Origin of the sequence: Okeania sp. SIO2F4 (assembly GCF_010672385.1) — a bacterium.
GTDB lineage: Bacteria > Cyanobacteriota > Cyanobacteriia > Cyanobacteriales > Microcoleaceae > Trichodesmium.
In genome coordinates this window covers 1-10,916 of record NZ_JAAHGT010000260.1, presented here as the reverse complement: position 1 = coordinate 10,916, position 10,916 = coordinate 1, and the positions used below count along the sequence as shown (strand labels likewise).

At 35.7% G+C, this 10,916-nt stretch carries 10 protein-coding genes and 1 tRNA gene; 5 read left to right on the top strand and 6 right to left on the bottom strand.

The genetic code is table 11. The features are described 5' to 3' along the window. Positions 1-814: 814 nt before the first annotated feature. Complete coding sequence (locus tag F6K22_RS17485) at positions 815-1,306, top strand: GNAT family N-acetyltransferase (protein WP_293100340.1); 492 nt, start codon at positions 815-817, stop codon at positions 1,304-1,306. Here F6K22_RS17485 and F6K22_RS17480 read toward each other — a convergent pair. Beyond that, positions 1,303-2,241 carry a sensor histidine kinase gene (locus F6K22_RS17480; RefSeq protein WP_293100337.1) on the bottom strand — a complete coding sequence of 313 codons (939 nt, stop codon included), beginning with the start codon at positions 2,239-2,241 and terminating at the stop codon, positions 1,303-1,305. The two genes, F6K22_RS17485 and F6K22_RS17480, sit on opposite strands and share 4 nt — an antisense overlap. A 145-nt stretch (positions 2,242-2,386) precedes the next feature. Further along, complete coding sequence (locus F6K22_RS17475; RefSeq protein WP_293100334.1) at positions 2,387-2,974, bottom strand: L-threonylcarbamoyladenylate synthase; 588 nt, start codon at positions 2,972-2,974, stop codon at positions 2,387-2,389. Positions 2,975-4,836: 1,862 nt separating this feature from the next. On the opposite strand from F6K22_RS17475, the gene F6K22_RS17470 reads away from it, so the two are divergent. Next, complete coding sequence (locus F6K22_RS17470; protein WP_293100330.1) at positions 4,837-4,995, top strand: hypothetical protein; 159 nt, start codon at positions 4,837-4,839, stop codon at positions 4,993-4,995. A gap of 113 nt (positions 4,996-5,108) precedes the next feature. Here the strand turns inward: F6K22_RS17470 and prmC are convergent, their stop codons facing one another. Further along, entirely contained in the window at positions 5,109-6,014 is a 906-nt protein-coding gene (gene prmC, locus F6K22_RS17465; protein ID WP_293100327.1) for a peptide chain release factor N(5)-glutamine methyltransferase, read from the bottom strand. 28 nt (positions 6,015-6,042) lie between these two features. Next, positions 6,043-6,804 (bottom strand): Tic22 family protein, encoded by a 762-nt coding sequence (locus tag F6K22_RS17460; RefSeq protein ID WP_293100324.1) that lies wholly within the window; start codon positions 6,802-6,804, stop codon positions 6,043-6,045. A 775-nt stretch (positions 6,805-7,579) separates the two neighbouring features. On the opposite strand from F6K22_RS17460, the gene F6K22_RS17455 reads away from it, so the two are divergent. Next, positions 7,580-7,705 (top strand): hypothetical protein, encoded by a 126-nt coding sequence (locus F6K22_RS17455; RefSeq protein ID WP_293100321.1) that lies wholly within the window; start codon positions 7,580-7,582, stop codon positions 7,703-7,705. A 150-nt stretch (positions 7,706-7,855) separates the two neighbouring features. Here F6K22_RS17455 and F6K22_RS17450 read toward each other — a convergent pair. Next, positions 7,856-7,929: transfer RNA gene (locus F6K22_RS17450), tRNA-Pro, on the bottom strand. Between the two features lie 404 nt (positions 7,930-8,333). After that, complete coding sequence (locus tag F6K22_RS17445; protein WP_293100318.1) at positions 8,334-8,885, bottom strand: GNAT family N-acetyltransferase; 552 nt, start codon at positions 8,883-8,885, stop codon at positions 8,334-8,336. A 73-nt stretch (positions 8,886-8,958) separates the two neighbouring features. Here F6K22_RS17445 and F6K22_RS17440 point away from each other — a divergent pair, with 73 nt between their 5' ends. Further along, positions 8,959-9,684 carry a hypothetical protein gene (locus F6K22_RS17440; RefSeq protein WP_293100315.1) on the top strand — a complete coding sequence of 242 codons (726 nt, stop codon included), beginning with the start codon at positions 8,959-8,961 and terminating at the stop codon, positions 9,682-9,684. 201 nt (positions 9,685-9,885) lie between these two features. After that, on the top strand, positions 9,886-10,731 hold the full coding sequence (locus F6K22_RS17435) for an alpha/beta fold hydrolase (RefSeq protein WP_293100312.1): 846 nt from the start codon (positions 9,886-9,888) through the stop codon (positions 10,729-10,731). Positions 10,732-10,916 lie beyond the last annotated feature (185 nt).

Genomic DNA, 10,916 nt, shown 5'->3' with positions numbered 1-10,916 from the left:
ATCTGTTTCTAGAAAAAACAGCAAATATTCATTACCACTCAATCTACCTCAAGTCATTTCAGTTATCAGTTATCAGTTATCAGTTATCAGTTACCAGTACCTCTAAATCAAGCCAGAAGCTTGAAATAGTGAAGTTGATTTTTTTCATCCCCTATCCAAGGGGAAGCTATTGACCTTATTTTTTAGTCAAAAATTAAAACTTAAAAGTTAAATTCTTATACTAATACCATTTCACAGAATTCAGAATTCAGAATTCAGAAGTTAGATTGGATCGGCTCAAAACTTTTACAAGAGAAAGGTTTGAGAGAATTATTTGACATTTAAAGTTTGAAACTATTTGTGACATCTTTAAAGTGAATTGGTATAAGAATAAATTTGAAAATGTATCAAGAGTAATCGCAACTATTATAATTAGTATTTATTCAAAAATCGTAAATAATTACACAAAAAATTAATATTTTACATATATAATTATAACTTAATTTAATTCCACATTCTCATAAAAATTTAACAAAAAAACACATAAAAAACATATTGATTATTAGAAAAAAGAATGATATTATACAAAATAGTTCAGCAAAAAAATATATATTACTAACCTTAAAAACAAGGAGGTAAGTCAAATAATCCACACTAGAAAAAAACTCAAAAAAAATCAAAATAATTTATTAATTTTATCTATATTTTAAGCAGATAAAAATACTTAAATCTAGATAAAAGTTAGCCCCAACCAATATTCAATCTAAACATAAATAGACAAAAATCAAAAGAATTGATTGAGTAAATTGAAACTATAGAGAGCTGACTAAAAAAGATGAAAAACACTACCAGAGATTACCGTCATATCCAATTCTACGAAGGTCATTCAAAAGTAGACATTTCCCAACTCGTAGCATTATTTAACTCAGCAGCAATTTGGGCAAAAAATAGAAAAATAGAAGACTTAGAAATAGCCATTACCAACAGTAACCCAGTCGTCAGTGTCTGGGATAATCAAACAATGATAGGTTTTGGTCGCGCCACATCAGATTGCGTATACAGAGGTACAATTTGGGATATAGTAATTCACCCAAACTATCAAGGAGGAGGACTAGGACGAAAATTAGTTGAGACAATTTTAAGTCATCCACGAATGTGTCATGTAGAAAGAATTTACCTAATGACAACCTATCAACAAAACTTCTACAAACGAATCGGATTTCAACACAATCAAACCACAACAATGATATTACACAATCAACCCATAGAAGGAGAAATCGAATTAACAACTAGAAATCAACCATCACTACTTGCCACATACACTTAACTATCAGCACCCTCTCGATGAATCGGAATCGAACATTGAGTCCGATTAAAATTAGACTCCTCACCATCAGAAGGAGTCGCTAGCACCTCCAAACGTCCGTTCATCATTCCTAACAAAGTTTGATTCATTAACAACCTCATACCAGGAGAAAGCTGAAAATCAGCACTCATTTTTTTTTCAGCATTCTCTTCAAAATTATTTTTGAGCAAATCCCAAGACTCACTCCACGCACTAATAGGACGTTGATCGTCAATCCAAATATGAACATAACCAGATTCCTTAGCAGAATGAACAGAAACATTCACACTACCTTCATCCATCTCCGCGATCGCAGTATCAATCAAACTCACCAAAACCTGCTTCAGACGAGATTCATCTGCCAAAACATAAACATCTCCTTCAGGAGGTGATATTTGCAAACGAATACTACGATTAGCAGCTTGCATATAAGTTAAATTTTCCACCGCCTCAAACACCTGACTTAGCTGCAGCGACTCTATCTTTACCCTCTCAGTCCCATGTTCAGTTTTAGCCACATAAATAATCTCATCCAATAACCCCAAAGTTTTCAAAGCAGAATTATAAGCTTGCTTCACAAACTCACGTTCCTCCTCCGGGTCATCAGCTAAATCAGAAATAACTAACTGCAATCCACCAATCATACTATTAATCGGCGATCGCAACTCATGAGCAGTTCGAGCCAAAAAACCAGCCTTAAATTTACTCATTTCAGAAGCCATCTGATATGCTAGTTGAGTATGTTTCAATTGCTCTAAAATATTCTCAAGCTGTTCAGAATCAGAATTAGATTCTTCAGGAGATGACTCCACAGAAGGCGTTGATAAATTCTGACTTTCTTGCCTAGACCATAACCTACTAGCTATTAACCCAAATCCAAATCCTAATGCCAAAAAGAAAAAATCGTTCCCAGCCATTCCACTAAAAATACTAAATTTTTTAACAGTACCTTAAAATTTTATAGCACTATGCAAATAGGGTGCGGACATTTATAAATGCTCTCTCCAAGCATCAGGGATTACTTTTGACTTTTGAATTTTGACTTTTGACTTGCGCGTAGCGCTACAACTTTACCGCTCCCTGACGCAAGATTTCCCAACCAGCAATTCCATTCCACTTAGCAACAGTCGAAGGGACCCCAGAAGCTAACATCATGTCCTGACTCTGGGACAACGAAAGAACTAACACATCTGGAAATTGAGCATTAATTTCAGTCATCCGCTCCAAAGGAGGCTGGCCTGATAAATTAGCACTCGTAGTAGCTAAAGGCCCTGTTTTAGCCATTATCTCCCTAGCAATATCGCAATTAGGAATCCTAAGTCCAATTGTAGTTGGATTAACAGGATTCATTACCCTAGGCACTTTTTCGGCAGCAGGCAACACCAAAGTTAAGGAACCAGGCCAATACTCTTTAGCCACTCCTTGCCATAATTGTAACTCTTCATCACTCCCACAAACATAAGGCCACAAAGATTCAGCAGTTGCCCCCATTAAAATCAAAGGTTTATCTTGACTACGATCCTTCGCTTGAAAAATTAAATCGGCTTTGTCAGGTCGAGCCGCTAATGCTGGTACAGTATCAGTAGGAAAACTAACAACCATACCAGAAATTGCTCCCTCAATAACAGTTTCAATAGGCACTAAATTCATTCTTTTGTTTTTCGATTTTTAATTTCTTGAAAATTTGAGGCAATTCTAGCACTTCTGACATAAAAAAGCTCCAACCTGGGGAGCTTAAGAAAATGATTTGACCTTCAAATTTAATTATTTCTACCACTTACTCCCCATTCAAATCAAAGGTTTATTTTCACTGCGCCCCTAATTGAAAAATTCAATCGGCTTTCTCAGGTCGAGCTGCTAGTGCTGCTACAATATCAGCAAGAAAGCTAGTAGTTTTAGCAGAAACCGCTCCTTAAATATAGAATCTCAATAGACACTAAATATATTTATTTTATTTTTCATTTTTTAATTTTTTGAAAATTTAAGGCAATTCCAGCGACTCAGAACGAAAAAGCCTCCAATCTGGGGAGCTTAAGAAAATGATTTGAGATTCAAATTAAATTATTTCTACCACTTATCTCCCCATTCAAATCAAAGGTTTATTTTCACTGCGCCCCTAATTGAAAAATTCAATCGGCTTTCTTAGGTCGAGCTGCTAGTGCTGCTACAGTATCAGCAAGAAAGCTAGTAGTTTTAGCAGAAACCGCTCCTTAAATATAGAATCTCAATAGACACCAAACTTATTTTTTTCATTTTTTAATTTTTAATTTTTGACAAATTTAAGGCAATTCTAGCATCTCTGAGACAAAAAATCTCCAACCTGGAGAGCTTAAGAAAATGATTTGGGGTTCAAATTAGACAGGACTTACCCATTTTTGAGTTCTAAACACTACATATTTATAACGTTATAGTTTTTGAACCCTATATGACGCTATATATAGTGTCTCTGCGTAAGTCGTGTTAAATTATTTCTACCACTTACTCCCCATTAAAATCAAAAGTTTATTTTCACTGCGCCCCTGATTGAAAAATTCAATCGGCTTTCTTAGGTCGAGCTGCCAGTACTGCTACAATATCAGCAAGAAAGCTAGTAGTTTTAGCAGAAACCACTCCTTAAATATAGAATCTCAATAGACACCAAACTTATTTCTTTCATTTTTTAATTTTTAATTTTTTGAAAATTTGAGGCAATTCTAGCATCTGTGAAACAAAAAACCTCCAACCTGGGGAGCTTAAGAAAATGATTTGAGCTTTAAATTCAATTATTCTTACCAGTTACTCCCCATTCAAATCAAAGGTTTATTTTAACTGCAAACCTTCGCTGGAAAAATTAAATCTCCTCTGTCAGGTCGAGCTGCCAGTCCTGCTACAATATCAAAAAGCTTAAGAATTTTTAGCAGAAATCGCTCCTTCAATTACAATCTCAATAGACACCAAGCTTATTTATTTCAATTTTCGTTTTTTAATTTTTGAAAATTTGAGGTAATTCCAGCATCTCTGGCACAAAAAACCTCCAGCCTTGGGAGCTTAAGAAAATGATTTGAGCTTCAAATTCAATTATTTCAAAGTAGTTGTCCTGATTAAAATCAAAGGTTTATTTTAAAGGAAAGTAGAATTGGTATAGTATTTATATCATCCAAATTTTAATAAATACCATATTTTACCTTTGACCTATCCATCAAATCCATGAGTAATTCTGAACAAAATAGTTGGGCTAAAATACTAAATGTTTATGTAATAGGTATAGCTATTCCTCTGTCGTTCCAGAAATTAGATGCTCTTTAGGAATAAAAATAGGTAATTGTGCAAATAAACATTGCCAAAATCTATTTCAAGAAGATAAGAGAATTGAAGTCAAATATAAACCGATAAAGAAAGATCATATAGAAGTTGGAACAGTTAAAATTATTGACGTCACACCTCCAAGCAAAGCACATGGAATAACAGAAGTAGAAGGAAGGGCAACTCTTCTTGAGCATTCATTTTCAGTAGATACGAATATTGCAGAGCCAGTGTTAGTAGGAGATATTAATTTTCCTCCTAAGAAGAATCACAAACCTGTAAACTTTAATATCACATACGATCAAAAAGGTAAATGTAAATTACGTTGGGCTGCCAAAGCAGGTGTTTTACCAGGCGAGAATGGGATATGTGAAGCTGGAAAAGCCTGAATATATATGGAAAACCCTACACACACCCAGAAAAAGCAATATAAATTATATTTTCAACTTATTCCATAACAAGACCCCGTGAAAATTTTTGAAGCTTAAGAAAATGATATTTGCTACTTCAAATAAGCCATAGCAAACCGCTCAACACCCTCAAGATCCCGAAAAATCTCAACCCGACAATAAGATCCATTATCTTGCAACATTTCAGCCACCATCTCCCCTTGCCCATCCATCATCTCCACCAACCAAACCCCACCAGAAACCAAATATAGTGGAGCCGTTTCAATTAAAAATCTAATACAATCTAGACCATCAATACCACCATCAAGAGCCAAGCGAGGCTCATGTTTCCTTACCTCTACTTGCAAACTAGAAATCATACCACTAGGAATATAAGGAGGATTCGCCACCATCCCACTCACCCTACCCTGCAGATGCTCCAGGGGTTGCCACCAAGAACCCTCACAAAAATTAATTCTACGCTCCAAACCCAACTTAACAGCATTCTGTCTAGCAATAGCCAAAGCTGCTGGACTACAATCGACAGCATAAATCGAAGCATCTGTCAACACATCCGCTAAACCACAAGCGATCGCCCCACTACCAGTTCCCAGATCCACCCAAATTCCTTCCCGAAGTTCTGAAATAGCATTAGTAGCAACCAGAACCAGATCAATTAAACACTCAGTTTCCGGTCTAGGAATCAAAACCCCAGAACCCACCTCCAAAGAAAAATTCCGCCAATAAGTAACCCCAGTTAAATATTGAAGCGGAACCCTATCCTCCAAACGTCGGCGCCAAAGACCATCTAAATCAACTAAAGAAAGCTCCATTGAAACATTAGGCCAATCTTTAAAAGACTCCAAACGCAAAGTTAATCGATCCAGTCCAGCAAACTCCTGTAATAACAAATCAACCTCAGCAACAGATATACCTACCCTCAAAGCATCAGTCTTAGTTTGACAATACCATCGCCAAAGTTCCACACCTGAAACAACACACTTCGAGGAAAAGTCCATCTATAATATCGCCAAGAATATCAACCTATTAATTACCAGAACTACCAGATTGTTTTAACTTTTGTACAAACTCCAAAGACTCCCGTGGAGGAATAAAAATAATTTTTTCCAAGAAAGGATCGTCATCCTTCTCCAAGGCATTAATTACACCCTCAAGATTCACAACCTCAATCTTCACAGAAGAAAATACATCAGGTTGTTGAGTCTTAGCCCGCTCCAACATTCCTTGCAAATCTTCCTTATTAAAAAACATAGGAATAACTTGCTTTTCACCACGCTGAATCGTCAAATATCCACCATCAGGTCCCCCTTTAGCCATAAACAAAGGTACCCCATTAAATTGGTTCACATCCTGACCACTTTGCTCAAGTAAAGCCTTAGCAGATTCAACCTGCCTTTTGATTGGAACATAAGCAAATTGTAGTTTCTGACCATTCTGTTGTGTAGATTGGCTCATTTCATAAACTTCACCTAAAGACACAGGAACAACCTTAACCGTAGCGGCCAAATCGGGATTTTCTCCTTTTAATTTATTCACAAAAGCATCTGCATCACTCTTACTAATAAAAACTCCCGCTACAGAAGAATTATCGTCATTACCTTCTCTTTTAATCGAAGCAACAAGAGGAGAGCCATTTTGATCGGTAATTGTAAATACAGGTACAGGAGTTAACTTCTGTAACACTTCTTTCTCAGGCAGTGCTAATGCAGACATATCTTTCAGAGAAGGTCCTATCAAAGTGCTAGCTACTATTCCTAACACTGCACTTAAGCGAACTAATGACTTCATAAATTCTCCTGTTTTATTAAAATATTATAATTTCAAAAACTATGAATATCAAGCAACCACAAAATAAATCAAAAAAAACTTCAGTTTTTCGTCCAATATGCAACTAATTAATATGATTTAATCTTTTTCAAATACAGATATCAGGGCAATTATGAAAACAGTTTATTCTATAAAAATCAGATTCCTAATCTTTATTTACTATTAGCAAAACATCTATCTAACTATATTTTTATTAATGTCAAAAAATTATTTATTTTTTTGAAAGTTAAACCATTCAATTATTTAACCTTAATCTGATTTATCGTTAATCATAAAATTAAATTATTTTCTTATTCAGTCATAATAAATATACAAAAATTATTATCCTAACTCGACAATAATCTATGGTATATTTACCAAGTCACTAAATAGAGTATAATTTATATTTTATGACCAAATCATAATAACTATAACCTAGTATAACACAAATATTTCATTTGCTGAAGCTGAAAAAATAAGAGAGCTTAGAGCTTAATATTCCAAGATAGCTGGATTGAGCATATTTATTAACTTACAGCATTATATAAAATAATTTTCCTCAAGTTTTGCCAATTTTTTGACATCAAACTAGGTTTGGTTAACTTATTATAATTTACATCCTCTTCCTGAAAAACCAGGAGCATGGGCTGAATTTTTTTCTGGTCTTAGGCTGACTCCACAGTAAGTTGCCAATGGGAAGTAGCTCCTAGACAATGCTAGCCCAGCAGCTTTATTTCCTGTAGCTTAAGACACTACTGTGAAAACTTTCAAGATTGATAGATTAGTTTTCCTATACGACACTTCGGTGGTGGTGCATAGTAATGGTAAAGGAAGCACCGGGAGTGTAGGGAGATGGGGAGATGGGGAGTGTCGGAGAAATTAAAAAAAATATATATATCCTCACCATTACCATGCAGGACTACCGACACTTCTTTGATCGAGAGCAATAGTCTTAAACCAACCTTGATATAAATTTTCCTAAGTTGATACTTAATTTTCACACTTAGGTAAATTATGGTTATTTATTTATATATCGGGATGACAGGATTTGAACCTGCGACATCCTGCTCCCAAAGCAGGCGCGCTACCAAACTGCGCTACATCCCGATTGAACTAATATTATTATAGCTCAATTTTCTATCTTTGTGCAAACTTTGTGAAAAAAAATTGGAAAAAATTGTCAAAATCAAACCTGTAGGTATGTTCAGGAAATTTTTAGCAGCAAAAATTCTATAAATTATTTAGATAGATGCTACTTAATGGCCTGGATTTGCACCTAAATCCAACTCCTTCTCAAGTATTGTAGTTAAAAATCATTAGTATTTATTATTTTTATTCAACAAATCAATAACTTTTAATCAACCTTACTAAGTTCACTATTAGTCCATTTGACACAATCATAGACAAGAATCAAACCAGGTAAAATGCCCCAGCTCAAAAATCTAAATTCTAAGTTGATAATTATAATATAATACGACTCACTTAGCCATATCCAATCAACTCAAAAACAGCTAATCTGGATACCAGAACATTCCTTTAATTCCCTCTGGGTCAGAAATAAAACCTAAATTTCGGTAAAAATCAACAACATGAGGGTCTGCAAATAAAGTAATGTTACTTATATCCTCACTACGAAGTTTTTTGATTATGTAATTCATCAATGCTTTTCCCAAGCCCTTGCTTTGGAAGTCAGGATGAACAACCACATCCCAAAGAGTGGCATTAAAAGCATGGTCAGATGTTGCTCTAGCAAAACCAATCAGTCTTCGCTGAGAGCCTCGCATCTGCCACATAGAGACCACAAGAAAACTATGTTGAATGGCCTTTTTGACTTTACGCAATGGGCGACGAGACCAACCAACAGCATTACAAAGATCTTCGAGTTCATAGATATCTATATCTCGATCCGTACTAAAAAAGATACGTCCATTACTTCTATCAGGAGAACGAACAGCTTGAGAAGAAGCATCTTGTCCCCCAATAGTTGTGTATCTTTCATAATCTAAATTTTGAGACTGAGATATTGGCTCAGAACCGGTAAACAAATTTTTCCAGAAACCCATGCAGGCGTGGTTAAGTTAGTAGAAATTGGATGACATTATTAGATAGTATATATCCCGTTCCCTCTCTTCGATTATGGCTCCGGGTTTAAAATCATCAACACTAGAACTGCTAAAGCGCTTCAACCGAGCGTTTCCACAGTTTTATGAACAATTTGTCAGTAGTGATATTCAACTGCAAAACCTTAAACTAGCATATAAGTTGTATAAAAGCAAACAAGCTGTAATAGAGTTAAAACCAGAAAGCAGCAAAAGTGCTCTGCACTTTACCTACCGAAATCAATCATTCTTACTCAGTGATATTTTTGGAGTATTAGCTGCCTATGGACTAACTATTCATAGCCTCAGTCTTTATGGACAAATTTACCCACCAATGTTGGTCTTTATCAAATTAGTAATATCTCGGGGGGGCAAAGCATTAACACAGAAAACCTCAGAAAATGTTTGTCGCGCCATCCGTGAATCACTAGCAGGCCACTTTGAGGTGGAAGAAATGTTGGCAGTAGAATTTAATCTAGATAGTGGTTTAGAAGAAGTAGCAACAGAATTTTATGTTGATCCTGTATTTCATCTACCAGCACTATTAATTGAAGCTGATAATCAACCAGGTCTATTCTACAAAGTCATGTATGCCATCTGGCAGGAAGATTTGCTAGTAGTTAATGCCAACTTATTAGTTTGGCGTGGGCGAACTCGCCTCATTCTTTATCTTCTGGGGCCAAATGAAAGTTTGATTCCAGAATACTTAGGCCACAAAATCGCAGAAGGTGTGCGGCAGAGATTGATGGGAGAAAGGTACTAAATTGATAATTAATAATTAATAATTAATAATTAATAATTAATAATTAATCCTCTTGGTTTTTAGCAGAGGTAATTATCCATTATCAATTAATGAATCCTAACTCCTTTATAATTCCCATTTCTTCTGACTCCTGACTCCTGAATTCTGACTCCCACCCTTACTCATAAGACTTTTTCAGCAAGTCCTACTTAAAATAAAAATATGGCAACTATAGATATTCGAGGGGTTCCACACGCCTATCAATTGACAAACTCTACTCAATCTCCCCATGTACTTGTATTTATACATGGCTGGCTTTTAAGCCGTCACTACTGGCAACCTCTAATCCACAGACTATCAGCAGATTACCAGTGTTTATCTTACGACTTGCGGGGATTTGGTGATTCTCAAATCCACTCAACCCAAAAAAAATTAGTTTCTACCTACAGTCTTACCGCTTATGCTGAAGACTTAGCAATACTACTAGCAAAACTCAACATCTCTAGTGCCTGCTTAATAGGTCATTCCTTGGGAGGGACTATTGCTCTAAACGGAGCATATAAAATCCTCGACATTATTAAAACAGTAGTATGTATCAACTCTGGTGGTGGAATTTATCTCAAAGAAGAATTTGAGCGATTTAGATTCGCAGGGGCACAAATAATTAAATTTCGTCCTCGTTGGCTACCTTATCTACCTTTGATTGAACAAATATATACCAAGACTCAAGTTGTTACTCCCCTCTCTCGTAAATGGGGACGACAACTATTATTCGATTTCGTTGCCGCATCTTATGAAGCTTCCCTAGGAAGTTTATTAGAGTCCACTACAGAATCAGAGGTTAATCGACTCCCACAAGTAGTATCAGAATTAAAACAACCTGTTTACTTTATTGTCGGAGCCAAAGATACAATCATGGAGCCTAGATATGTACGACATTTAGCTAGTTTTCACTGGATGTTTCAAGGTTGCGGTGAAAATGTCCTAGAAATTCCTGAATGTGGTCATCTATCAATGTTGGAAAAACCCGATCTTGTGGCTACCCATATTAAAAGTATTTTGCCATGAATCATTCCTAAATTATTAGGAAAATTGGCAAAAAAGGTTGCTGCAAATTGATAATAATTAGGGTTTGCTGAAAAAGTATGCATGGTATGGGTAGGAGTTAAGAGTCAGGAGAAAGGAGACAGGAGAAATGGTGGGAGCGAGGAGGTAGGAGTAAGAATTGTCAGAGTGATTTTTCTGCCATACTC

Excerpts from the sequence above, each read along its gene's own strand:
- F6K22_RS17440 (WP_293100315.1), top strand. The coding sequence starts at position 8,959 with ATGGCTCCGGGTTTAAAATCATCAACACTAGAACTGCTAAAGCGCTTC.
- F6K22_RS17460 (WP_293100324.1), bottom strand. The coding sequence starts at position 6,804 with ATGAAGTCATTAGTTCGCTTAAGTGCAGTGTTAGGAATAGTAGCTAGC.
- F6K22_RS17435 (WP_293100312.1), top strand. The coding sequence starts at position 9,886 with ATGGCAACTATAGATATTCGAGGGGTTCCACACGCCTATCAATTGACA.
- F6K22_RS17475 (WP_293100334.1), bottom strand. The coding sequence starts at position 2,974 with ATGAATTTAGTGCCTATTGAAACTGTTATTGAGGGAGCAATTTCTGGT.
- F6K22_RS17480 (WP_293100337.1), bottom strand. The coding sequence starts at position 2,241 with ATGGCTGGGAACGATTTTTTCTTTTTGGCATTAGGATTTGGATTTGGG.
- F6K22_RS17485 (WP_293100340.1), top strand. The coding sequence starts at position 815 with ATGAAAAACACTACCAGAGATTACCGTCATATCCAATTCTACGAAGGT.
- F6K22_RS17445 (WP_293100318.1), bottom strand. The coding sequence starts at position 8,885 with ATGGGTTTCTGGAAAAATTTGTTTACCGGTTCTGAGCCAATATCTCAG.
- prmC (WP_293100327.1), bottom strand. The coding sequence starts at position 6,014 with ATGGACTTTTCCTCGAAGTGTGTTGTTTCAGGTGTGGAACTTTGGCGA.